The organism is Streptomyces sp. NPDC094032, from assembly GCF_040303965.1.
GTDB lineage: Bacteria > Actinomycetota > Actinomycetes > Streptomycetales > Streptomycetaceae > Streptomyces.
In genome coordinates, this window is the sequence record NZ_JBEOUE010000001.1 from 688,938 (window position 1) to 712,622 (window position 23,685).

The following is a 23,685-nucleotide window of genomic DNA, read 5'->3' on the forward strand; positions in this document are numbered from 1 at the left end:
TGGGGATGATCAGGTCGGGCTGGATCTGCTCGACGGACTCGCCGTTCGCGCGGCGCCGCAGCAAGGGTGTGCAACATGCTGTCGGTGATGACCGGCGATCGGCCGCCGTGCTTGCCCTTCGAGTGCGGACATCGCGAAGGCTCTCCTGCTCGGCACTCTCCACGAAATGACAGCTCAGCCAGCGCGCGCAGTCCACTTCGGCGGCGTCCACAACCGGGCATTGGTGCTGCCGACCTGGATCAGCGTTCCGGTATGCCGATCCTGACGCGTCGGGCGGAACCCGTCGATCGCGAACACCTGCCGCCCGCTGGTGATGTCGACGCCCTTCAGACCGGCCTCGTCGGCGATCAGCAGATGCTCTCCGTCGGTGAAAAAGCCGACATCGCCGACCGGCCAGGGGAACGTCGCGACCGCCTTGATCCATCGGACGCCCGGCGAGCGCAGTTCGATCGAGGTGGGGTCGAGGACGTGGACCGTACCGCCGCCGGCATCCCGGTCGTACACCGCGATCCGCTCGTCGTCGATCCACACCACCGGCCAGTTCCACTCCGAGACCTCGGGATACACCGCATAACTGGGCCCGTCCTCGGACTCATACGGGTTGCCGTTCAGCCAGGTGGTGAGGCTCCACACCGCCGGCATCCCCCACGGATGCCACACCCAACCGCCGTCATAGACACGGGTCCCGTCAGGACTCAGCGACAGCGCGCCGTGGAAGTAGTCGAGGTCGTGCTCCGCGTCTTCGGCATCTCGATCCGGGCTGTCCCGCGCCGTAAGCACCTCGCCGGACGCGAGGTCGGTGACATCCAACCGGTTCCAGTCCGTGCGATGGACGACAACCGGTCGGCCACCGTGCTCGGCGAACGCGAAGGCGAACGGCACGGTTTCACAGCAGTAGTCCCGGCCGTCCAACTCCAGCACCGGCGAACCGGTGGTGAGATCGATGACGGTGCCGTACCGACCGCGGTCTTGAACCACCCCAGCCCATCGGCCACATCGAGACACATGAAGCCGCAGCCGAACGCCGCCACTTTTTTCGGACGCCCGCCTCTCCTCGGCGTACCGGGCCACGTCCCGCACCTCGCCGGTCGTCGGCGTCCACCGCGCCAGCCGTCCGTCCTCGGACAGCACCAGCCATGCCGACCCCGCGTCACCGAGGGCCGCTGGCAACGCTGCCACATCCACGACCGGCCGCAGCGCCTCGGGAACTGCCACGTCCACTGTGATCGTCGCCATGCTGATCCCCTCGGTGCGCCCGTGTGGCCCCCGCGGCAAGGTGAACAGCAGGCGATCGGCACCTTATCGGCAAAGCCCGTGAACGCCGCGATGCTGGTCACGGCGGTGAGGTCAGCACGGATCTGGTCTATGTCGGGCTCATTCTCGCGCAGGTCCGCATCGGTGTCGTTCCGCGCGGGAAACCCTCTCCGATCGTCATGACCGGACCAACCTCACCGAGCGCGGCCCCGCTAGGCCGGTGACGCCGGGGCCGCGACCTTCCTACACGGCCCCGAGGGGCTGTCGCCGCGAGCAACCCCTCCCAGACGTGAACGATCTTGAGTTCCGCGACTACGACGAGGCCGACCGGAAGAAACCGTGGGGATGATGAAGCGCACCGGCGGTCGTTCTCGTTGAGCCGGGAACCGCCACCGTACTTACCATCCTGGACAGCAGCGCTACGACGAGGATTTGTCCGGCCGATCACCGTCCCGGCTGCTGAGACCTGGCGGGGGCCGCAGCTCGTCGAGGGCATAGTCGGCCCACGATGTCGTGTGCCAGGGTGGCAGGCATGGATTGGCAGTCTGAAAGCCCGGAACTCTGGGCGTTCCTGGAGTCCCTGCACCGCGGCGACATCCTGTCCGGCACGGTCGCGGCGGTCAAGAGCTTCGGGGTCTTCGTGGCCCTGGACGACGGGCCTGCCCATCCCACTCTGCCCGGTGTGGGGTTCATCGTCATCCCCGAACTGTCCTTGAGGGCACTGCACCGACCCCCTGCGAGCCTTCGCTGACCGCACGACGGTGGGCCAGGAACTGCGTGGGACGGTGGAGAAGATACTTCCCTTCGGCGTCTTCGTCCGCCTCACGGACGGAATCGTCGGGCTGGTCCCCTTCAGAGAAGTTCACGGCCGTCCTGCGGCGAGTCCGATGCAAGACTGCGAGGTCGGAGAGGAGATCGCCGTCGTCGTCACGGAAATCGAGCTGTCGACCCGCCGGGTGTTCCTCTCCAGGCCGGAGGCCGGTCGGCACCGAGGTGTCGCGCCGGCCAGGTGACTGCAGGCGTGCCCAAGCCGTTGATGTGAGCATGGCGCGGGGTGATCTGAGTGATGCCGACGGGGAGTGGCTCCGGCCGTTGCTGCCGGTCGGCAACGGGTTCGGACTGGGGTCCAGCGGCGTGACCTGCCCGAACCGTTCGGCTCGTGGAAGACCGTCTACGCACGCCGCCATCTGTGGTCGGCGGACGGCACCTGGGAACGGCTGCTCCAGCAGGTGCAGGCCGCGGCCGGCGCGGCGGGTGGGATCGACTCGGACATCCCGGTGAACGCCATGACAGTCCGCGCGCATCAGCACGCGGCTGGCGCCCGCAGTGATCTCCCACCGACGTCTGCTGCAAAGGGGCCTCTGAGGCAGAACACCGAACGAGTGATCGTGGCAGAGCCCTCCCGCCCGTCTAGTGGAGGGGGCCGGGGAGGCCCCACAAGAAGCCGGACAGTCTCGCTGCCGACAGGACATTGGTGGCCATCTGCACGAGCCGGTGGACAGCCCGAGCCGGGAATGGTCCTGCGAGGCGGTCGTGGTGCAGGCCGCTCCCGACCGGCTGCTGAAGGTTCGCGCCGAAGCGGGGGGCGTCGTACGACGGGCCGGTCGTCACCGTACTTGAGGTCGACCTCGGCGTGCCCTGGCCGGGCGACCCCGGCGGAGAGCCGATCCCACTCGGTGGCCTGCCGATCGACCGGTGCGGCCTGGTCCTCGGGGACGCCCGAGCTCTCGACTCGTTCGCTAGGCTGTCGGGCGAGTCGATCGACGGACTCGCACAGGCGCTGACGTACGGGGACGAGCCCCAGCTCTAGAGCCTGTCCGATGGCTCCGCAGAGTGACCTTGGTCGGCTCCTAAGCTGTGGCGCTATGGAGAACCAGCTCACCCATGAGGCCAGTGCCTTCATCAATTTTCGGAGCTACCAGTTCCAAGATCCGAGGTCATACGGCTACAGGTGGGTCGACATCAAGCACCTGCGGATCCCAGCTGAGTCCGGCGACGCCCAGGAACTGCTCGCGGCGCTCATCGGGCATGAACAGTTCCGGGACGACTACGCGGGCGGCGGAGTCCTGCCGGAGGGATTCAGGCACGGCCCGTATTGGCTGAGGCTGGTCACCCCCGACGTCTACGAAGCCGTCAGTCGGGAGAAGAGCGCGCACATCCTGTGGGGGTGGGTGAAGCAGTCCGGGGACGTTCCTTACGAGCTGGAGGCGGATCTGCAGCAGGAGGTGTTCGACCGCTTGGCGGCGGCCGACCACATCCACTACCTGCGCGGGCTCGGGGATGAGGCCATTCATGACTGGGGGCGTGTGCACGAGGACTTCCACGAGTTCGTGCTCATCGACCGCTCAGCTGGACGGATCACTCTCCTCGTCGCGGCTGACGACTGAGTCGGTGGGCATGGCTACTGTGGAAGGGCATCTACCGACAGCGGACGTCGGCTCCCGTCACTGGCCAGGTGAATCTTCGTCGTCAGGCCACCCCGCGAGCGGCCGACCGCCTCGTAGGAGCGATGCTCTGCGGGACGGCGGCGTCGCCCCGGCACATGGGCCGGCCGACGACTAGCCCCGGCCGCATGCTGATGAGCTCGGCACACCGTGGAGTCCACGCTCACCACACTCCAGTCGATCCGGCCCGCAGCGTCAGCGGCGGCGAGGATGGCACGTAGGATCCTCTCCCACGTGCCATCGGCTGACCACCTGCGATGCCGGTCATAGACCGTCTGCCACGTCCCAAAGTGAGGCGGCAGGTGCGGTTCCAACTGAGCCCACTCGGCATCGGAGGGATCACCACGCCCCACACCAAGCAGAACAATTCACCCCTCCGCGAGTCACTCGACCCGCCGGACACGGCCTAGTATCCGCGAGTCGGTGCGCAATGTCGGCTGCGGACGCGCAGACGATGCACAATCCGGGCTCGAGTGCGCAGCGGATCTGACGACCTGTGGTGACGCCAAGGACGAACTTTTCGTGAGCGACCCCGCATCGATGAACCACGCACGCCGTTCGGACTCGAAGGGTCTGTTCCCGTCCCCGGCCCTGGGGAGGTCTCAGAGCACAGCAGGGCGCGCGGCTACGGAAAGAGAGAGGCCCTCCAGATGTGCTCGATCCCGGGGTCGTTGAAGGCGGTTGAAGTGTCAGTGGGTGCCGCTACCTTCGGCGTCATGGCGATGGATGCAAACCCCCTGTCCGTGCTGTCAACCGATCCTTCCGGTGACAAGTTGGGCCTCAGCTTGCCGCCAGGCTCGCTCACCACCGAAACGCACTCGGGCCGGTGGCCCGAGCCGCTGCTCTGGGTTGCCGACGGAGTCGCCACTTCGGATGCCTGGGCCCAGTACGCGCCGGCCCGGGATGCTGTGGGGCTTCAGCCCGTTCTTCTCGCGGTAGACGCCGGTTTTGACGGCTGGTGGAACAGCGACCTGGATCCCGCCAGGATGTCGGCTCCCGGCGATCACGATGCGGAGGCGGTTCTCGAAGAGTTCTGGAACGCTGCGGTGGCGGACACGGAGGAGAACGAGGATGCCGGGGACGAGGGCGAGACCATCATTCCGTATACCGGTAGCTGGCCCGGGTTGGCCCTGCGGCTATCCGCGGCGACAGCCCCGGACGCGACCGCTGCCCACGTTGCCGCCGGTCTCACGGAGCACCGGCTTTCGAGCCCTCGGATCGCGCTGGTCCCCGCAGTCCGCTCTGCGGATCTTCTGGCAGCGATCGGCTGGACGGGGCCGATCAACTATGAGAACGACGTGGCTCGCCTATGCGCCGTGCTCCGATCATGGGAGGACCGCTTCGGCGTCAGGGTGGTTGCCCTCTCTCACGACCGGTTGGACCTGTCCGTGGCGGCGCCTCCGCAGACGGTAGAAGAAGCTCTCGCGATTGCGGTTGAGCATTTAGCCTTCTGCCCCGACAACATCTGGCAGGAACATGAGACCTTGCGCCTCTATGCGGAGGAAGCCCTGGTGGGGAACACACACTGGACGTTCTGGTGGGACTGAGAGCTGATCAGCGCTTACGCACAAGCTGCCTGGTCATGAGATCGGTCCGGAGGGTGAGCCAGAGGCGGTCGTAAGCCCCGGTCACGAGTTTGCCGGCATAGGCAGAAGCGGCCCAGCTGGGTGATCTGCGGTTGAACTCCCACCTCGTCCTCACAGCACGACATGAATCGGGAACGCTCCTCGGACTGCCCAGGAACCGCCCCGACCCGCGCGATAGGGCCCCTGAGTGAAGAGCTTGAAGCGTCGGTTGTCATACCCCGGCTCTAGAGTCCGCCGTATGTCCCGTAACACCCCCACCCGTCCGGTGGACATGGAGAGCCTCTTTCCTGAGCTGCTCCCCTTCCGCCGTGAGTCCGTCCGTCTGCACCCGCGTCCCGGTTCGCCGACCTTCAAGGACAGTTCCGTCGGAGGTCCTCTGCGCTGGCCCGCCGCGGAGCCATGGCCGATGTGTCATGAAGAGCACTACGACATCAACACCGGGAGCGGTCCGGAGCCCGCTGTGCCCCTGGTTCCCGTCGTGCAGGTCCATCGTGTCGACGCGCCCGGCGTGCCCTTTCCCGAGGGGACGGACCTGCTTCAGGTCTTGTGGTGTCCTCACGCCCACGGGGAGTTCTGCTACCCCCTGCCCCAGGTCCACTGGCGGGACTCCGGCGCCATCGGTGACGTACGGCCGACTCCGGAACCGGCGGCCGGGCTTTCCGGGGACTGGTACCCGGGTCCCTGCGTCGTCCACCCCGAGCAGGTGACGGAGTACCCGAGCTGGGACCTTCCCGATGACGTCCACGGCGCCCTGAGCGACCGCTTCGACACGCTGCTCGCCGAAGCCGGCCTGCAGTACTCCCACCACCTCGCGGAGGCCCCGGGGATCAAGCTGGGCGGCTACCCGGGCTGGACGCAGGAACCGTACTGGCCCGACTGCGACGGGTGCGGCCGGCAGATGGAGCATCTCCTGACCGTGGCCAGCTGGGAATTCGACGGCGAGTCCTGGCGCACATGGCTTCCCGAGGAGGACCGGGCCGACGAGAGCGATCCCGACGGCCCGCGCTGGAAAGCGCACGCCCACAACCCCGCCGGTCTGTGCCTCGGGGACGCCGGAGGCGTCTACATCTTCGAGTGCCGTACGTGCCCCGAGCGCCCCATCGGGCACTGGTTCGACTGTTCGTGAGCAAGTCGTTCACGCCGGATGGGCCGTGACACTCAGCCCTCACGCCACCACGGAGATGAGGTCCACGACGAAGACCAGCGTCGAACCCGCCGGGATCAGGGACGAGGGCGACTGGTTGCCGTAGCCGAGGCGCGGGGGAACGACGATTTCGCGTCGGCCGCCCACCCGCATGCCCCGGATGCCCCGGTCCCAGCCCTTGATGACCCGGCCCCCGCCCACGGCGAACTTGAACGGCTGCCCCCGGTCCCACGAGGCGTCGAACTCCTTGCCGGACGCGAAGGTGACTCCGACGTAGTGGACCTGGACGACATTGCCCGGCCTGGCCTCAGGGCCGTCCCCGACGACGAGGTCGCGGATCGTCAGCTCCGTGGGGGCGTCACCTTCCGGGACGTGGACTTCGGGCTTCACCGGCTCGCTCATTGCATCCTCGCTTGCTCTCTGCCGGGGACCCGCGTACGGACCACCCGGGCGCATGGTCGCTCCACGCGCTGGTCGATCACGCTACCGAGACGGGCCGCGGAAGATCCCGAACGACTTGGTCAGGGCCTTCAGCGGTGACGCGTCCGGCTTGGCCGTCGCCGGTGACGGCGTCCGGGGCGCGCCCTCCCCGCCCGTCGCCTCGGCGAGCGCCGCGAGCGCCGACTCGGCCGCCTCCTTGTACAGGTCGCACGAGGAGGTCATCGCCTCCAGCGCCTTCGCGTACCGGGTCACCATGGCCCGCGCGTGGACCAGCTCCTCGTCCGGCGTGAGCAGATGCCAGCCCTCGCGCAGCCGCGTCAGGGCCTGCTCGGCGTCCGCCGGCATCGGCTGCGGCAGCGAGGCGAACTCCACGATCTTCTCCAGGAGTTCGGTCGGCGCCGTACCGTCCAGGAAGACATTGCGTACCGTGAACCGCTGCGCTTCGTACCCCGGCACCCGCGGCTCGGCAGGCAGCACGACCGCGCCGCCACGCGGTATCCCCACACCACCCAGCTCACGCTTCAACGCGAAGTCCGCCGTCAGCGCCTGATCCGGCGTCGCCCGGTGCTCCACCACCCGGTGCCGCAGGCTCGGAGGCAGGAACGCCGTGATCGGCTGCCGCCCGAGCGGCTCCGGCGTCATCGCCTCGTGCACCAGGACATGGATGAACCAGCTCTGCCGGCTGCACTCCCGCACCAGGCGGCGCAACTCGTCGTCGTCCTTCGGCAGGTGGTTCGTCGACCGCAGACGCACCCCCGGCACCGTCACGTGGTCCCACGCCACCTGCTCGCTGTCCGGCCAGAACACGGTGGCGGGCGAAGGCCACCCCGCCTCCCACGCCCGCTCCGCCTCGGCCGCGAGGACCCACACGACGCCCTCGCTCTCCGAACGGCGGGACTCGGGGTCGTACGTGGTCAGTTGCGCCCGCACCGTGACATCGTCGGCCACGCGCCAGCGGGCCTCGAAGACGCGCCGGGCCAACGGTCCGGGGTCGGCGGACTCGTCCCGCGGGTACAGGTCGCTGGAGCGGGCCGCCTCGACGGGGTCGAGGTCCAGGAAGTCGTCGATCACCCGGGCCGCCTTGAGGGCGATCAGGTTGCGCCGGACGTCCCGCTCGGGTTCGGGCCCGAGGTGACGCCCACGCCCGAGCCACGCGGTGTCGGGGACGGCGGTCGGTGAAACGCTGTTCTTGGCCATGGAACCGTTCAGTGTGTGATGAGGACCTGACCAGTATGGTCCGTGGCCCGGGCGAGGGAAGCGGTACCCCGTCCACGCCGCCGCGAATCGGATGCGCCCTCATGCCGACCCGGCTCATCCACTGGTGCGGGCCAGGCGCCTTGGCCAAGCTGTCCCGCATGGACTGGACGCCCTTGCTCTCCACCCTCGCCGGTGCCGTGATCGGCATCGCGGCCACGCTGATCGCCGACCGCAACCGGTGGCGACGGGAGGAGGCCCGGCACAGCCTGGACGTCCGGCGCGAGGTCTACACGGAGTACGTCACCGCCCTCAAAGCCGCCGGTGAGGAGATACGCGCCGTCGCCCTCGGCGACCACCTGTCGGAGGCGGCCCGCGACGCGGCGGTACGGGAAGCCGTGCGCGGCACCGGCATCTACACGGCGAGCGAACGCCTCTGGCTCGTAGGCCCGCCCCAGGTGGTGGAGGCGGGCAACGAGGCCTTCCACTGCCTGCGCGCGCTCCGCGACGCCTACGCCCGTGGAGCGGCCGTCGGCTCCACCGACGACGCGCCCCTGATCGAGCGGCGCCGCACGGCCATGGCGCGGATGCGTCGGCTCATGCGCGAGGACCTGGGCATCGGCCCCCTGGGCATCGAGTGAGGGCCACCGGACCTGGCCGGGCCGCCCAGGCCGCCCAGGCCGGCCCGACCACCCAGGCCGCCCCGACCACCCCGACCGCCCCAACCCGGCCGCACGACACACCCCAGCCCCCTCAGTTCACCCTGCTCCCCTCCACCGCACGCACGGCCGACGACGGCACCTGCGCCCGCAAAGGATCCGCCGCATAGAACTGCCGAGCCCACTGCCGAAACGGCCCGATCGGCCCGTCCCCCCGGGCCAGCCGAGGCGGCGACTGATACCGCTTGGTCGCCCACACCGGGAAGTCCTGGGCCACGAACTCGCAGTTCCCCCGGAACATCACCCCGCCCAGCAGCCGCGTCACCGACCGGCTCACCCACCGGGCCACCGGCGCCGGAAGCGCGCCCGGCTCGGCCACGTCGAGGTAGCTCGCCTGCCGGAGCTGGAAGGCGCTGGGCGTGATCATCGTGGCCGCGTACATGGCACAAGTGCGCACCCCGAACCTCGGCAGCGCGGTGCACACGTGGACGCGGCTGATGCCGCAGCCCTCCAGCGTCACCTCCAGCGGGCTCTCGCCCAGCAGCGGCACCCGCTCGCGCGAACGCACCGACACCCGGAAGCTGCGGCCCTCGAACACGGCGGGTTCGGCGACCTCGGACTCGCCCCAGCCGTGCAGCGGCGTGAAGTGCCCGAGGTCCACCGCGTTCTCGACCACGTCCTGGCTGTGCCCCGCCATCTCCCAGGTGGCGACGCGGGGGGCCCGCGTGCCGAGGGTGTGCCAGGCCGGGAGCTCCCAGTCCGGTGCCCGCCCGTCATGGTGCCGCCAGACGAAGACGGCGTCGTTGACCTCGCGTACCGGCAGCAGCGTGAGGCCGGACGACGGCGGGGGAGGCGTACCGTACCCCGTACGCACGCAGGAGCCGTCGGGGCCGAAGGCGAAGCGGTGGAAGGGACAGAGCAGGTCGTCGCCCTCCACCGAGCCGAGCCCGAGGTGGGCCCCCAGGTGCGGACAGTACGGGCGGACCGCCCGGACGCCGCCGTCGCGGAGCCGGTAGAGGACCACGTCCTCGCCCTGGAGCGGCCGGGTCAGCACCGTGCCCGGCACCAGCTCCGAGGAGAAGGCCACCGCGAACCAGCCGTCGGGGTACGGGAGGGTCGGCGCGTGCGCGTCGGCCGGGCTCGGTCCCTCGGTGAAGGGCCGGGTGTGCGGACGGCTCACAGCTCGACCAGCACCTTGCCGAAGGATGCCGCCCGGTCGGTGTACAGGCTGCGGTAGGCGGCGGGGATGCTGTCGAAGCCCCGGTGCACGGTCTGCTGGTACCGGACGTCCCCACCCCGGACCAGCGGGCCGATCTCGGCGTGCAGGGCGGCCCAGTTCTCGTCGGTGAACCACTCCAGCGCGAAGATCCCGCGAATCGTGGTGCGCGGGAACATGATGTACGGCAGCAGGCGCGGCCCGGTCCACTCGCCGCCGACCTGGCTGGCCCACTGCCAGCAGACCGCGACCTGGCTGTCCACGTTGAGCATCGGGAACACGGTGTCGGTGAGGACCCCGCCGAGGTTGTCGAAGTACTTGTCGACCCCGCCGGGCGCCGCCTTGGCGAGATCCTCGCGGAGCTGGGCGGCGTCCCCGCCGTGCTGGAACAGGACGACCGCGTCGAAGCCGAGGGCCGTCAGCCGGGTCGCCTTCTCCGGCGATCCGGTGGTGCCGACCACCCGCGCGCCCGAGCGCTTGGCCAACTGGCCGACCAGCGTGCCGATCGCGCCGGACGCCCCGCTGATCACCAGAGTGTCGCCGGGCCGGATGGTCATGAACCGGTTGAGGGTGCCCCAGGCGGTCATGCCCGCACCGCCAAGGACGCCGAGCGCCGTGCTCAGCGGCAGCGCGTCGTCGTAGTGGCCCGGGTCAAGCCGGCGGTAGGCGGGGAACACCATCGGGAAGGTCCCGGTCTGCCACAGCGCGGGCGCACCGGTGCTGACCAGGTGCGTGCGCCAGCCGCCGAAGCCCTGGACCAGGTCGCCCACGGCGAACCTGGCGCGCGGTCCCGCCGCCAGCACCTCCATGATCGAGTCCGCGCCCATGTGGTCGCCGACCGGGGTGTCGAGGGCGATGCCCTGGAGGTACGGGTCGACGGAGACGTACCGGGTGCGCAGGAGCATCTCGTCCTCCGCCAGGTCGGTGTCGAGGTCCTCCACCACCTTCACGTACATCCGGTCCACGTCCGGGACACCGTCGTTGTGCTCGCTGACGATCCACTTCTCGGTCTTCAAGGGGTTGCTCCTGCCGGTTCGATGATCTGGACGGGGAGGGGGGCGCCGTGGTCGACGGAGGCGGTGAACGGCCGGCCGTCGTCACGGCAGACGAAGTGCATGACGTGCCGCCCGGACGCGGCGGCCCTGATCAGGCCGCCGGTGGTGGCCCAGACCCCGGAGAGGTAGAAGCCGGAGAGCCCGGGCAGGCCGGGCCCATGGCGCTTGACCTCCTGCTCCACGGTCTCGCCGCTTGCCACGAACGGCTGCCAGCCGAGCACCGTGCCGTCGTGGTTGCCGGTGTAGCGGACCTGGGTGAGCGGGGTCGAGACGTCCCGGACCACGATGGCGTCCCTCAGCCCCGGGTACCGCTGGTCGAGGAAGTCCGTGATCGCGTCCCGCACCTGCCGCTTGGCCCGCTGGTACTCGCGCCCGCGGCCGACCGGCAGCGTGTGCAGCTCCTCGCCGCGCCGCAGCCGCGTGGCCTGCTCCGGGCCGGTGCTCAGCTCCCGCCAGGGCGCGATGTCGCAGAAGTACGTGGCGTACACGACGGAGGTGCCCGGGGGAGACAGTTCGGGGTAGTGGCGGCTGCGGAACTGCACGTTGATGCTGGGGTGCCGGATCCCGGTGAGCCGGGCCGCGAACTCCTCGTCCAGCAGATGGGTCGTGCAGGGCGCGCCCTCCGGGAAGGCGCGGCGCAGACCGAGGAAGACGGTCAGATAGCCGGGGAAGACCATGCCCGGCTCGGTGATGGTCCTGGTGTACAGCTCGCGGTAGGCGTCGGTGAGGTACCGGCCCTTGAGCAGCTCCATCAGGGTGGTGCGGCCGTCGCAGGCGGAGACCACGATGTCGGCCCGCAGCTCGCTCCCGTCGCTGAGCCGGACCCCGACCGCCCGGTCCTCCTCGACCAGGATCTCCACGACCTTGGCGTTGTACGTGATCTCCCCGCCGAGCCCGCGGTACCGCTCCTCGATCGACCGGGCCAGGCCCAGCGAGCCGCCCTCCGGCACTCCGGCCGACTGCCCGGCGTGCGCGGCGAGCTGGAAGTAGAACGGCAGGACCGGGAAGTTGGGGTGCTTCTCGTACAGGATGAAGTTGAACGCCTCGCGCAGCAGGGGATCCCTGAACCGCTGGGAGTAGTCCCGCATCAGGACGGTCAGGGAGCGACGGATCACGTTGAAGTACGGGACGAACGACGCCAGCATCCGCCAGCGCTCCCGCCGGCCCATCAGCCCGACCGGGGTGAGGAACGGGTAGCGGGCCAGGGCCCGGCGGAAGGTGCGCAGTCCGTCGCAGAAGTCCCGGATCGGCCGGGCGTCGGCGGGCGAGAGGCTGAGCAGATGGGCCTGGAGACGGTCCGGGTCGGAGTAGAAGTGGACCGCCCGGCCGTCCCGGCCGCGTACGGTGTTGAAGACGTCGAAGTTGCGCATCCGCTTGCCCTGGAGGGCGCCGAGCTCCAGCCAGATCTGGTGCATCTCGTTGCCGGGGCCGCTGCCCAGCAGCCAGCTGACGCACGAGTCCAGGGTGAAGTCGCCCCGGTCCCAGGAGGTGCAGGAACCACCGGGGATGTCGTGCATCTCCAGCACCCTGCTGCGGTAGCCGTTCATCTGGGCGTAGCAGCCGGTGGACAGGCCGCCGAGCCCCCCGCCGACGATCAGCATCGTCCTTCTGGTCATTCGGCCACCGTCGCCTTCCGGGCGGTCCTTCGGTCGGTCCCCGGTCCGGTCCCTCGGTCGGTCCTTCGCGGTTCGAGCTGCGGCAGCCGGCCCAGCTTCCCGGGATGCCAGGGTCCGGTCCCCTCGCTCGGCCAGGCCCGGAAATCGAGCCCCAGCTCGTCGCAGAGGTACTGGACGGCGTAGCGGCCGCTGGTGGCCGCCCGGATCAGGCCGCCCATGCCCGTCCACTGCCCGGCCATCGAGAAGCCGCTCAGGCCCGGCAGCCGCATCCGGTCCCGGTTGACCAGCGCCGTCGACACGTCGTCGGCCTCCGAGAACGCCTTCCAGGCGAGGATGCTCCCGTAGGTGTTGCCGGTGTACCGCTCCGTGGTGGCGGGGGTGGCCACGTCGACGAGCTCGATCCGCTCCTCGATGCCCGGGTGCCGCTCGGCGAGGAACCGGCGGACGAAGCCGACGACCTCCCGCTTGCGTGCCCGGTACGCCCCGCGGTCGGCCGTACGCAGCTCCTGCCAGGACCGGTGGTCGGTGAAGTACGTGCAGTGCAGGACCGACTTCCCGGCCGGCGCGAAGCCGCCCGCGTAATCCGAACGCCGCTGGACCACCAGGCTGTTCTGGAGGCAGCCCGGCAGCGCGGCCCCCTGCTCCGGGCCGAGCAGGTACGTGGTGCTGTGCGGTTCACCGGCCGGCAGGGGCCCGTCCAGGCCGACGAACGCGGACACCACCGCCGGGTACAGGTTGTCCGGGCTGTCCAGCAGCTCGCGGTAGAGGCGGTCGGTCCGCGGGCTGGTCCACCGCCCCTCCAGCAGCCGGTCCAGGACCGTAGGCCCGTCGCAGGCGGCGATCACATGGTCGGCGAAGTGCTCCTGCCCGTCGCGCAGCCGTACGCCGACGGCGCGCCCGTCCTCGACGAGGACGCGTTCCACCCGGGCGCGGTAGTCGACGCGCCCGCCGAGCCCGGCGTACCGCTCCTCGACCGACCGCGCGAGCCCCAGCGAACCGCCCTCCGGGAAACCGGCGTTGCCGTTGAACGCGCAGGACATCGTGAAGAGGTACGGGAGCAGGGGGAACCCGGTCAGCTCCTGGAGGAACATGTTCGGGAACGCCTGCCGCAGCAGCGGGTCCTCGAAGCGGTCGGCGAAGCGGCGCATCGGGGTGGCGGCCGTACGCCAGTACAGACGGAACGCGGGCAGGATCCCGAGCAGCGTCCGTGCCTTCTCCGCCGCCGACTTCAGCGGCGGCGGCTTCAGCTCCCAGCGCGGATCGAGGGCGGCGAAGCGCCGCAGGTCCCGGCAGAACGCCCGGATCAGCCGGGCGTCGGCGGGCGAGATCTCCAGGAGGTGGCGCTGGAGCCGGTCGGGGTCGTTGTAGAAGGTGACCGACCTGCCATGCTCGTCGACGACCCGGTTGAACTGGTCGAACAACGTGATCCGCTTGCCGTCCAGCGCCCCGAGCTCACGCCAGACGTCGTTCGCCCCGGTGCCCGGCGCGGTGCCGATCAGCCAGTCGATGCAGTAGTCGAAGAGATAGCCCTGCCGGGCCCAGGCGGTACAGCAGCCGCCCGGCAGGACGTGCTTCTCGAAGACCCGGCTCTCCAGACCGCTCATCTGCGCGTAGCAGCCGGCGGCCAGACCTGACATGCCCGCGCCGATGATGATGACGCGCGGCGTGCCGCCGGGGGGCCGGGCGTCCCACCGGGGCCCGGTGTCACGCGCCGCCATGCGGGGCACCTCCCGCGAGCAGCGTCCGGACCAGCTCGGCGTTGGCGTCGAGGAAGGCTCCGTCCAGCATCTCGGCGTGCGGCCCGTGCCCCTGGTGCAGCGCGCACCCGGCGGCGGAAGCGCTGTGCCAGCTGCCGGGCTCGCCCGCCGCGAAGTGCCGCAGCTTGTCCTGGTCCGAGATCACCACGATCGGGGCGCGGAGCACGCCCGAGGCGGGATGGGCACCGCAGTGCGCCAGGTACTCCCGGGCCTGCTCCACGGTCTCCCGCGCCACGATCTCGGACCCGGTGTGCCGCAGCAGATGCCCGGCCAACTCCCGCTCGAACTCGGCCAGATGCTCCTCGCCTAGGGTGACCGCCTCCGTGATCCGGTACGAGTCCATGATGACCACCGCGCTCACCACACGGCCCCGCCGCTCCAGCTCCTCGGCGATCTCGAAGGCCAGGTTGCCGCCGAGCGAGTAGCCGAACAGGGTGTACGGGCCTTCCGGCCGGAGCTCCTCGGCCAGATCCGCGTAGCGGGCGGCCTTGTCCGTGCCGGAGAGGTAGTTGAGCGCGGCGAAGCGGTACTCCGGGATCCGGGCCGCGAGCTCCCGGTAGACAAGACCGTGGCCACCCGCCGGTGGCAGGCAGAGGATCGTACGGTCCCGGTCCGCGCCGGGGTTGAACCAGAGGTACGGCTCGGCGCCCGGGAGCCGTCCGGTGACGACGTCCTCCAGCGTGCGGGCCATGCCGTGCAGGGTGCTCGTCCGGAACAGCGCGCCGACCGGGACGGCCGCGTTGAACTCGGTCCGCAGGTGGTGGATCAGCTCGATCAGCTTGATCGAGCTGCCGCCCGCCTCGAAGAAGTCGTCCCGCAGACCCGGCCGTTCGAGCCCGAGCAGGGCCTGCCAGTGCGCGGCCATCCGCCGCTCGTACAGCGTCACCGGCGGCTCGTGCCGGTCCGGCCCGGACTCGGCGCGGGGCTCCGGCAGCGCGGCGAGGTCGACCTTGCCGTTCGCGGTGAGCGGCAGGGCGGTCAGCTCGGTGAAGTGCGCCGGGATCAGATACGTGGGCAGTTGCTCCGCGAGGTGGCGGCGCAGCTCCCTGGCGTCGAGCCCGGCGCCCTCGGCGGGCACGCAGTAGGCGCACAGCAGGTTCTCGCCGGTCTCGTCCCGCCGTACGGTGACGCACACCTGGGCGAGCTCGGGCCGGGCGGCGAGCCGGGCCTCGATCTCGCCGGTCTCGATCCGGTGGCCGCGGACCTTGACCTGCCCGTCGGCCCGGCCGACGAGGTGCAGCACACCGTCGGCGTCCCAGTGACCGAGGTCGCCCGTCCGGTACAGCCGTACGGGTTCGCGGCCCGGCGTGCGGGTGACGAAGCGCTCCGCCGTCCGCTCCGGCTCGCCGAGGTACCCGTCGGCGACCCCGGCGCCGCCGATCCACAGCTCGCCGGTCACCCCCGGGGGCACGGGCTCGCCGTGCCGGTCGAGGACGTACACCTCGCTGTTGGGCAGCGGCCGGCCGATCGGCACCATCCGGCCCGCCTCCAGGTGGCCGGTGGGGCCCTCGAAGCAGGCGCTGTCGATGGTGCCCTCGGTGAGGCCGTACGAGTTGACCACCCGCGTGCCCGGACCGCACAGGGCCTTGAGCCGCTGGTGCTCGCCCGCCTTCCACGCGTCCGAGCCGACGATCAGCAGCCGCATGAAGTCCAGGCCCAGACCCTCCCGCTCGCAGTACGCCAGCAGGGCGCGCGCCACGGACGGGACGAACTCGCCGCAGTCGACGCCCTCGGACCGCATGGTCCGGTACAGCCGCGCGGTGTCGAACAGCAGGTCGCGGTCGACAAGCACCAGGGTGCCGCCGGAACACAGGGCCCGGACCACGTCGCCGGTGAAGACGTCGAAGGAGACGCCCGCCATCTGCAGATGGACCCGGGCCTCGGTGTCCAGCCGGTACTCCGACTGCCAGGCCACGAACACCGAGGCGAGGTTGCGGTGGCTGACCCGCACGGCCTTGGGGCGGCCGGTGGAACCGGAGGTGTGGATCACGTACGCGGCCTGGTCGAGGCCCACGACGGGCTCCGGCCGGGCGTCGAGCTCCGGCCGGTCCAGCTCGTCGAGGGTCACCGCCCGGCCGGGCAGCCGGGAGGCCCCCTCCCGGTGCCGGTCGGTCAGGACGAGCCCAGCGCCCGCGTGGGTCATCAGCTCGGCCAGCCGCTCGGCCGGATGCTCCGGATCCAGCGGCAGATACGCGCCGCCCGCCCGGACCACCGCCAGCAGGGCGGTCACCAGCTCCGGGGACTTGTCCAGGCAGAGCGCCACCACGGTGCCGTCCCCGACGCCGAGCTCGCGCAGCGCGGCCGCCATGCGCCGGGAGCGGCGCTCCAGCTCCCGGTAGCCGAGCCGCCGCCCGCCGGGGACGGACACGGCGACCGCCTCCGGGCACTGGGCGGCGATCTTCCCGATCAGTTCGTGCACCGGGACGTCGTGGTCGATCCTGCGGGCGGCGCCGCTGAACTCCGCGACGATCCGCTCCCGCTCCCCGGCGCCGAGCATCGGCAGCCGGCCGGCCGGGCGCTCGGCGGGCGCGCGGGTGAGCCCGTCGAGAAGATTGCGGTAGTGCTCGGACATCCGCCGGACCGTCCGCGCGTCGAACAGGTCGGTGTTGTACTTGAGCACACAGTGGAAGCGCCCGTCCGAGCGGTCCTCGTACGCGGACAGCGTGACGTCGAACTGCCCCTCTTCCTCCGGGAGTTCGATGTACTCCAGCTCGTAGCCCAGGCGTTCCGTGGCCACCTTGTGGGTGAGCAGGATGAACATCGCCTGGAAGACCGCCGAGCGGCTCGGGTCGTGCTGGAGGCCCAACTGCTCGACGAGCAGCACGAACGGGTACTCCTGGTTGTCGAGCCCGCCGAGGACCGTGTCCCGCACCCGGCCGAGGAGCTCGGACACCGTCGGCTCACCGGCCAGGCTGACATGCAGGGGCAGCGGATTGACGAAGTAGCCGTAGACGGAGGCGAACTCCTCCTCGGTCCGCCCGGTGACAGGGCTGCCGACCACGATCTCGTCCTGGCCCGACCAGCGGTGCAGCAGCAGGTAGTACGCGGTGAGCAGCACCATGTACACGGTGACGTTGTGCTCCCGGGACAGCGCGTGCACCCGGGCGCTGAGCTCCTCGTCCAGCAGGAAGAACTCGGAGGCCCCGTTGTCGGTCTGCACCGGCGGGCGCGGCCGGTCGGTGGGCAGGTCGAGTGCCGGGACCTCGTCCGGCAGATGGCCGCGCCAGTACTCCAGCATCCGCCGTGCCTCGGGCCCGGCCAGGAAGCGGTTCTGCCGGTTGAGGAAGTCGAGGTAGCGGGCCGGCACCGGGGCGAGCTCCACGGGCCTGCCCGTGCGCAGACCGTGGTAGACCTCGAACAGCTCCTCGATGAAGGTGAACGTCGAGATCGCGTCCGACACGATGTGGTGGACGGCCTTCATGACGACCCAGCGGTCCGGCGCGCGCCGGAACAGCCGCAGCCGGACCAGGGGATCGGCCGCCAGGTCGTACGGCTTGCGGTACTCCCCGACCAGCAGCGCGCGGACCTCTTCCCACGGTCGGCCCTCGACGTCGAACAGGCCGGTGTCGGCGCGGACCTCGCTCCGGACGCGCTGCACGGGACGGCCGGCCTCGGTGGTGACGGCGGCCCGCAGGCTCGGGTGCCGCGCGATCAGCGTCCGGAACGCCTCGAACAGCAGCTCCGGGTCGAGCTCGGCACGGACCTCCACCGCGCCGCCGATGTTGTACGCGAAACCGTCCGGGTTCAGCTGCCGCAGGAACCACAGGGCCTGCTGGTTGTGGGTGAGCGGGTGGCAGTGCTCGTCGGTGAACAGCTCCACCGCCGCCTCCTGCGCGACTCCGTCGGCCGACAACAGCTCGGCGAGACCCGCGTGGAGCCGGTCCGTCAGCTCACCGACCGGCCCGTTGCTGAGCAGCGCCACCACCGGCAGCGAGACACCGAGTTCGGTGTGGACCCGGGCCCGCAGTTCCATCGCGAGCAGCGAGTCGAGACCGAGGGAGCCGAGACGGCTGTCCGCGTCGACCAGCTCCGGAGCCACCCGGAGCACGCCCGCGGCCAGCGCCGCGAAACGCTCGGCCACCAGCGCCACGCGCGCCGGCTCGTCGGAGCGGCGGTACGTGTCCAGGAGGCTGCCGCCCTGCCCGGTCGGGGTCGCCCGCGCGGCGGCGGCCGCGAGACCCGACACCAGCCGCGGCGGCGTCGGGTACCAGGAGAGGAACACCGGCCAGTCCGTCACCGTGGCGACGAGCAACTGGGCCCGGTCCTGACCGATCACCCGCTCCAGGACCGCCATCCCGGTCTCCGGCGCGAGCGAGCTCATGCCCCGGGCGTCCCGGTAGTGGGCGACGAGACCGAGCTCCTCGATCATGCCGGTGGCCCACGGCCCCCAGTCCAGGCTGAGCGCGGGCAGGCCCTCCGCACGACGGCGGTGCGCGAGCGCGTCCAGGAAGGCGTTGCCCGCGGCGTAGTTGACCTGACCCGCCGTCGTCAGCAGCGAGGCGACCGACGCGAACAGCACGAAGTGCTCCACCGGCTCCTCGCACAGCAGCCGGTGCAGGAAGTACCCGCCGTGCACCTTCGGCCCGTAGCCCGCGTCGAACGCCGCACGGTCCAGCGACGGCAGCAGTACGTCCCGTACCTGCCCGGCGAGGTGGAACACACCCCGCACCGGCGGCAGCCCGCCGCTCCTCCGCTCGGCCAGCCAGCGCTCCATCGCCGCCCGGTCGGTCACGTCGACTGCCGCGACCAGCACCTCGGCACCCAGGGCTTCGAGCTCCCGCAGGAACGCGATCCGCTGCCCGGCGGGGCTCGCCGGATCGATCCCGGGCCAGTCGCCGCGCTCGGGCACGGCGGTGCGGCCGAGCAGGATCAGGCGCCGGGCACCACGCCGGACCAAGGTGCGGCAGAGCAGGCGCCCGAGCGCCCCGAACGCGCCCGTGACCAGATAGCCGCCGTCCGCGCGCAGCCGCAGCGGCAACGGGCGGGTGAGCCCGGCGGGCGGGCGCAGTCGGCTGACATGACGGCGGCCGTCCCGCAGAGCGACCTCGCCCTCGCCGTCGTCGGCCGCCAGCTCGCCCAGCAGTGCCTCGGCTTCCGCCGCCGACCCGGAAGCCGGTCCCGCGACCGGACCGAGGTCGATCAGCTTGCCACTGTGACCGACGAGTTCCTGCTGCCAGAGGACCCGGCCGATGCCCCAGGCGGGCGCGCCGAACGGCTCCACCGGATCGCCGGGCCGGACGGCCTGGGCGCCCCGCGTGACGATGTGCAGCCGCCCGTCCGGCCGCGCCTCGGGCAGCACCTGCGCGAGCGGCACCAGGGAGAAGGCGCCGATGGTGCCGATCCCGGCGAGATCCTCCGGGGCGACCGCGTCCAGTGGCGGCAGGTCCAGGTTCCACAGATGGACCACGGTCCGGATCGACGGGTCGAGGTCCGCGAACAGCCTCCGCAGATCGGCGGCCGAGTCCGGCCGGACGGTCGTGTACCGCGCACCGCGCCGGTAGCGGAGGCCGGGACGCACGAGCCGGCACCGCCCGCCACGCTCCCCGACCAGCTCGGCCAGCCGATCGGCGAGGCCGTCCGCGTCGGCGAACAGCAGCAGGTCGGGGACCGGCGCCTCCGTCACCGTCACTTCCGCCGGCGCCTCCTCCGCCCCCTCCGCGCCCTGCTCCTCCCAGCCGACCTCGGCCAGCCAGCCGTCGATGGTGCTGAGCTTCACCGCGGAGGCCACGCGATCCACCGCCGCCGCGCGGAAGCCGGTGATCGCGCCGAGCGGAGTCCCGTCCTCGGCGTACAGGGCGATGTCGCCGACCAGTTCCGCGTCGTTCTGCTCGGTGACGGTGGCGTGCGCCCACAGCGCCCGGTCCCCGACCGGGTCCAGGCGCACCTCCTCGATCGCGACCGGCAGGCGGATGCCACCGGACCGGTCGCCGTCCGCCGACACCGCGGTCAGCATGGTCTGGAAGCAGGCGTCCAGCAGCACGGGATGCGCGTGACAGCCCGCCGCGTCGCCGCCGATCTCCGCCGTGGGACGGATCAGGGCCAGCGCCTGGCCGGGCCCGGTCCACACCTCGTCGATGGCCTGGAAGGCCGGGCCGTACTGATAGCCGAGCGCCGCCAGCTCCGCGTAACACTCGGCCCGGTCGAGACGGCGCCCACCGCGGGCACGGACGGAATCGGCGTCCAGCGGTCCCGCGACCCGGCGCGGCTGGCCGGTCCGTACGACTCCGCTCGCATGGACGACGAGCTCCGCGCCCCCGGCTCCGGCGTCCGCCGTGGAGGCGATGGTGAACCCGGCCCCCTCCGGCGAGAAGGAGAGCTGGACGGTGGCGGACTCGCCCTCGGGCAGGAACAGGGCCCGGGAGAACTCCACGTCGGCCAGGGTGGCGAGCGCGCCGCCGGTCATCGCGCGCACCGCCTGGGCGGCCATCTCCAGGTACCCGGCGGCCGGGAAGACCGTACTCCCCTCGATGCGATGGTCGGCCAGGTACGCCAGCCGCTCGGTGTCGAGGCGGCTCTCCCAGGTCGGCTGGAGCGAGGCGGTGCGGCGGCCGAGCAGCGGATGGTCGAGCCGGCCGAGGCGGATCTGCTCCACCGGCCGGGGCTCGACCCAGTACCGGTCCCGCTGCCACGGGTAGCGGGGCAGCGGTACGGGCCGCCCCTCGGGCTGGAGCACCGTCCAGTCCACCTCGACGCCGAGCGTGTGGAGCTCGGCCAACGAGCGGGCGAACCGCTCGGGTTCGTCCTCCCGGCGGCAGATCGAAGGCAGCGTCAGCCCGTCCGCGCCACGGCCGTCCAGGCACTCCCGGATCGAGTGGCCGAGGACCGGGTGCGGGCCGAGCTCCAGGAAGAGGCTGTACCCGTCGTCGACGAGCCGGTCGACCGCCGAACGGAACCGGACGGGCTGCCGGACGTTCTCCCACCAGTAGCCGGCGTCGAGCTCGGGCCCGTGCGCCCGTCCGTCCCGGGCCGTCAGGTACAGCGGGAGCGTCGCCGGACGCGGCTCGATCCCGGCCAGCGCCTCGTGCAGCTCGTCGCGGATCGGGTCCATCCGCACGCTGTGGTACGGCACTTCCACGTCGAGGAACCGGGTGAAGACCTGGTCCCGGCCCAGCCGGTCGGCGAGTTCGCGGAGGGTGTCGCGGTCCCCGGAGAGCGTCACCGAGGCCGGACTGTTCACGGCGGCCACCGAGACCCGGTCCCGGTACGGGAGGACGAGCCGCTCGGCCTCCTCCTCGGGCAGGTTCGCCGCCAGCATGGCCCCCGTTCCGGCGAGCCGGTGCTGAAGGCTGCTGCGCCCCAGCGCCACCCGTACCGCGTCCTCAAGCCCGTACACCCCGGCCTGATAGAAGGCCGCGATCTCGCCGGTGCTGTGCCCGACCACCGCGTCGGGCCGCACCCCGTAGTGCTCCCAGAGCGCCGCGAGACCCGCCTGGACGGCGAAGTTGGCGGGCTGGGCGAGCCAGGTCTCGGCCATCCGGGACTCCGGCTCGGGCCGGGTCAGTTCGTCGAGCAGCGACCAGCCTGCCTGCCGGCGGATCTCCCGGTCGCAGCGCTCCACCGCGGCCCGGTAGACCGGCTCCGCGTCGAGCAGCTGACGTCCCATGCCCCACCACTGCGGCCCCATGCCGGTGAACACCCAGACAAGGCGCCGCTCCCCGGCCTCCCGTCGGCGGCCCCGTACCGCCCGGGGGTGGGGCTCGCCGCGCTCGCAGGCGGCCAGCGCCTCGTCCAGGGACTCGCGGGAGGAGTGGACGACGGCCAGCCGTTCCTCGAAGCGCTGGCGGCGGTGCGCGAGGGTGTGCCCGAGATCCGCGAGCGGCACCCCGGCGGCGAGCTCCCGCCGGATGCCACCGGCCAGTTCGGCGAGCCCCGCCGCGTGGCGGGCGCTCAACGGAAGCACGGAGTGGGCCGGGGCGTGGCCTGCCTCGCTCCGCGTCTCCTCCTGGCGCGGCGGCGCCTCCTCCAGCAGGACGTGCGCGTTGGTGCCGCCGAAGCCGAAGGAGTTGACGCCCGCCCGGGCGGGGCCTTCGTGCTCCGGCCAGTCGACCGCGGCGGTCGGGATCTCGAACGGCAGCGCCGCGAAGTCGATGGCGGGGTTGGGGCGTTCCAGGTTCAGGTGCGGCGGGATGCGGCGGTGCCGGAGGGCGAGCGCCGTCTTGATCAGTCCGGCCACTCCGGCGGCGGACTCGGTGTGCCCGATGTTGGTCTTGACCGAGCCGACGTAGCAACGGGCCCCCGGCGCCCGGCCGATGCCCAGGACCCGGCCGAGCGCCTCCGCCTCGATCGGGTCGCCGACCGGCGTCGAGGTGCCGTGCGCCTCGACGTACTGGAGGCTGCCCGGCGCCACTCCCGCCTCGGCGCACACCCGCTCGATCAGCATGGCCTGGGCGTCGGCACTGGGCACCGTGATGCCGTTGGTACGCCCGTCCTGGTTGACCCCGCTGCCGATCACCACCGCGTGCACCGGGTCGCCGTCGCGCAGGGCGTCCGAGAGGCGCTTGAGCGCCACGACGCCGACGCCCTCGGCGCGCACATAGCCGTCGGCGGAGGCGTCGAAGGCCCGCGAGCGCCCGTCGGGGGAGAGGAAGCCGCCCTTGGTCTCGGCGATCGTGTACTGCGGCGCCAGGTGCAGCAGGGTGCCACCGGCCAGGGCCAGTTCGCTCTCGCCGCGCAGCAGGCTCTGACAGGCCAGGTGGACCGCGACCAGGGAGGAACTGCACGCGGTGTCGATGGAGAGGCTGGGCCCCCGGAAGTCGAAGCAGTGCGAGATGCGGTTCGACACCATCGTCATCATGGTGCCGGTGGCGGTGTGCGCGGCCAGGGTCTCGAAGCCGAGGTCGGCGAACTGAAGGATCTTGTAGTCCAGCGTGAAGGCGCCGACGAACACCCCGACGTTCCGTCCGGCCAGTTCACCGGGCTTCTGCCCGCCGTCTTCCAGCGCCTCCCAGGAGACCTCCAGCAGCTTGCGCTGCTGCGGGTCCATGTGTTCCGCCTCGCGCGGGCTGATGCCGAAGAAATGGGGGTCGAACTCGTCGAAGCCGTCGATGTACCCGCCCCGGCCACCGATCAGCCGGCCCGGCTTGGCCCTGTCCCGGCTGCCGAGCGTGGTGGTGTCGTACCGGTCCGCCGGGGTGGGGACGAGACAGTCCCGCCCCTCGATCAGGTTCCGCCAGAAGGCCCGGTGGTCACCCGCGTGTCCGGGGAGGCGGCAGCCGATGCCGATGATGGCGACCTTGTCACGGAGGGCGGCGTTGGGTGAGTCGGTCATGATCCAATCCGGAGGTGATGGCGCCTCGGTACGGGCCAGGCGGGGGCGGTT

15 protein-coding genes and 1 pseudogene are annotated in these 23,685 nt (G+C 71.4%); 7 read left to right on the plus strand and 9 right to left on the minus strand.

Features of this window, described 5'->3' with window-relative positions; all coding sequences use genetic code 11:
- Window positions 1-174: 174 nt before the first annotated feature.
- Entirely contained in the window at window positions 175-1,236 is a 1,062-nt protein-coding gene (locus tag ABTZ54_RS02765; RefSeq protein ID WP_351656295.1) for a hypothetical protein, read from the minus strand.
- A 541-nt stretch (window positions 1,237-1,777) separates the two neighbouring features.
- Between ABTZ54_RS02765 and ABTZ54_RS02770 the strand changes: the two genes are divergently transcribed.
- The 4 genes from ABTZ54_RS02770 (at window position 1,778) to ABTZ54_RS02785 (ending at window position 3,641) form a co-directional block, all read left to right on the plus strand.
- Window positions 1,778-2,005, plus strand: a complete 228-nt coding sequence (locus ABTZ54_RS02770) for a hypothetical protein (protein ID WP_351656298.1) — start codon at window positions 1,778-1,780, stop codon at window positions 2,003-2,005.
- 34 nt (window positions 2,006-2,039) lie between these two features.
- The gene (locus ABTZ54_RS02775) at window positions 2,040-2,267 is read left to right on the plus strand and encodes a S1 RNA-binding domain-containing protein (protein ID WP_351656300.1); all 228 of its coding nucleotides are present in this window, start codon (window positions 2,040-2,042) and stop codon (window positions 2,265-2,267) included.
- Between the two features lie 66 nt (window positions 2,268-2,333).
- Window positions 2,334-3,038 carry a transposase gene (locus tag ABTZ54_RS35665; protein WP_502997163.1) on the plus strand — a complete coding sequence of 235 codons (705 nt, stop codon included), beginning with the start codon at window positions 2,334-2,336 and terminating at the stop codon, window positions 3,036-3,038.
- A gap of 81 nt (window positions 3,039-3,119) precedes the next feature.
- The gene (locus tag ABTZ54_RS02785; protein WP_351656303.1) at window positions 3,120-3,641 is read left to right on the plus strand and encodes a hypothetical protein; all 522 of its coding nucleotides are present in this window, start codon (window positions 3,120-3,122) and stop codon (window positions 3,639-3,641) included.
- A 32-nt stretch (window positions 3,642-3,673) separates the two neighbouring features.
- On the opposite strand, the pseudogene ABTZ54_RS02790 reads toward ABTZ54_RS02785, so the two are convergent.
- Window positions 3,674-4,051 (minus strand): annotated as a pseudogene (locus ABTZ54_RS02790) (transposase); the annotation flags it as partial.
- Between the two features lie 363 nt (window positions 4,052-4,414).
- Here ABTZ54_RS02790 and ABTZ54_RS02795 point away from each other — a divergent pair.
- Both ABTZ54_RS02795 and ABTZ54_RS02800 read left to right on the plus strand, forming a co-directional pair.
- On the plus strand, window positions 4,415-5,245 hold the full coding sequence (locus tag ABTZ54_RS02795; protein ID WP_351656307.1) for a DUF4253 domain-containing protein: 831 nt from the start codon (window positions 4,415-4,417) through the stop codon (window positions 5,243-5,245).
- A 517-nt stretch (window positions 5,246-5,762) separates the two neighbouring features.
- Entirely contained in the window at window positions 5,763-6,410 is a 648-nt protein-coding gene (locus ABTZ54_RS02800; RefSeq protein ID WP_351656310.1) for a DUF1963 domain-containing protein, read from the plus strand.
- Window positions 6,411-6,449: 39 nt separating this feature from the next.
- On the opposite strand, the gene ABTZ54_RS02805 is transcribed toward ABTZ54_RS02800, so the two are convergent.
- Together ABTZ54_RS02805 and ABTZ54_RS02810 are read right to left on the minus strand one after the other, a co-directional pair.
- Window positions 6,450-6,830, minus strand: a complete 381-nt coding sequence (locus ABTZ54_RS02805; RefSeq protein ID WP_351656313.1) for an FKBP-type peptidyl-prolyl cis-trans isomerase — start codon at window positions 6,828-6,830, stop codon at window positions 6,450-6,452.
- A gap of 81 nt (window positions 6,831-6,911) precedes the next feature.
- Window positions 6,912-8,066: a hypothetical protein gene (locus ABTZ54_RS02810; RefSeq protein ID WP_351656316.1), complete on the minus strand. Its 1,155-nt coding sequence runs from the start codon at window positions 8,064-8,066 to the stop codon at window positions 6,912-6,914.
- Between the two features lie 158 nt (window positions 8,067-8,224).
- Here ABTZ54_RS02810 and ABTZ54_RS02815 point away from each other — a divergent pair, with 158 nt between their 5' ends.
- A complete protein-coding gene (locus ABTZ54_RS02815; RefSeq protein WP_351656318.1) occupies window positions 8,225-8,704 on the plus strand; it encodes a hypothetical protein in 480 nt (159 codons plus the stop codon).
- 112 nt (window positions 8,705-8,816) lie between these two features.
- Here the strand turns inward: ABTZ54_RS02815 and ABTZ54_RS02820 are convergent, their stop codons facing one another.
- From ABTZ54_RS02820 to ABTZ54_RS02840, 5 genes are read right to left on the minus strand one after another with little or no spacing between them, the layout of a single operon-like run.
- The gene (locus ABTZ54_RS02820; RefSeq protein ID WP_351656321.1) at window positions 8,817-9,902 is read right to left on the minus strand and encodes a Rieske 2Fe-2S domain-containing protein; all 1,086 of its coding nucleotides are present in this window, start codon (window positions 9,900-9,902) and stop codon (window positions 8,817-8,819) included.
- On the minus strand, window positions 9,899-10,954 hold the full coding sequence (locus ABTZ54_RS02825; protein ID WP_351656323.1) for an MDR family NADP-dependent oxidoreductase: 1,056 nt from the start codon (window positions 10,952-10,954) through the stop codon (window positions 9,899-9,901). Before ABTZ54_RS02825 ends, ABTZ54_RS02820 begins: the two co-directional genes overlap by 4 nt.
- A complete protein-coding gene (locus ABTZ54_RS02830; RefSeq protein ID WP_351656464.1) occupies window positions 10,951-12,594 on the minus strand; it encodes a phytoene desaturase family protein in 1,644 nt (547 codons plus the stop codon). Before ABTZ54_RS02830 ends, ABTZ54_RS02825 begins: the two co-directional genes overlap by 4 nt.
- Window positions 12,595-12,605: 11 nt before the next feature.
- Complete coding sequence (locus ABTZ54_RS02835) at window positions 12,606-14,327, minus strand: phytoene desaturase family protein (RefSeq protein WP_351656326.1); 1,722 nt, start codon at window positions 14,325-14,327, stop codon at window positions 12,606-12,608.
- Entirely contained in the window at window positions 14,314-23,634 is a 9,321-nt protein-coding gene (locus tag ABTZ54_RS02840) for a non-ribosomal peptide synthetase/type I polyketide synthase (RefSeq protein WP_351656329.1), read from the minus strand. The genes ABTZ54_RS02835 and ABTZ54_RS02840 overlap by 14 nt, the downstream gene beginning before the upstream one ends.
- Window positions 23,635-23,685 lie beyond the last annotated feature (51 nt).

Coding starts and splice junctions, on each gene's coding strand:
- ABTZ54_RS02815 (WP_351656318.1), top strand. CDS start 8,225: ATGGACTGGACGCCCTTGCTCTCCACCCTCGCCGGTGCCGTGATCGGC.
- ABTZ54_RS02805 (WP_351656313.1), bottom strand. CDS start 6,830: ATGAGCGAGCCGGTGAAGCCCGAAGTCCACGTCCCGGAAGGTGACGCC.
- ABTZ54_RS02795 (WP_351656307.1), top strand. CDS start 4,415: ATGGCGATGGATGCAAACCCCCTGTCCGTGCTGTCAACCGATCCTTCC.
- ABTZ54_RS02830 (WP_351656464.1), bottom strand. CDS start 12,594: ATGCTGATCGTCGGCGGGGGGCTCGGCGGCCTGTCCACCGGCTGCTAC.
- ABTZ54_RS02840 (WP_351656329.1), bottom strand. CDS start 23,634: ATGACCGACTCACCCAACGCCGCCCTCCGTGACAAGGTCGCCATCATC.
- ABTZ54_RS02810 (WP_351656316.1), bottom strand. CDS start 8,066: ATGGCCAAGAACAGCGTTTCACCGACCGCCGTCCCCGACACCGCGTGG.
- ABTZ54_RS02835 (WP_351656326.1), bottom strand. CDS start 14,327: ATGGCGGCGCGTGACACCGGGCCCCGGTGGGACGCCCGGCCCCCCGGC.
- ABTZ54_RS02785 (WP_351656303.1), top strand. CDS start 3,120: ATGGAGAACCAGCTCACCCATGAGGCCAGTGCCTTCATCAATTTTCGG.
- ABTZ54_RS02765 (WP_351656295.1), bottom strand. CDS start 1,236: ATGGCGACGATCACAGTGGACGTGGCAGTTCCCGAGGCGCTGCGGCCG.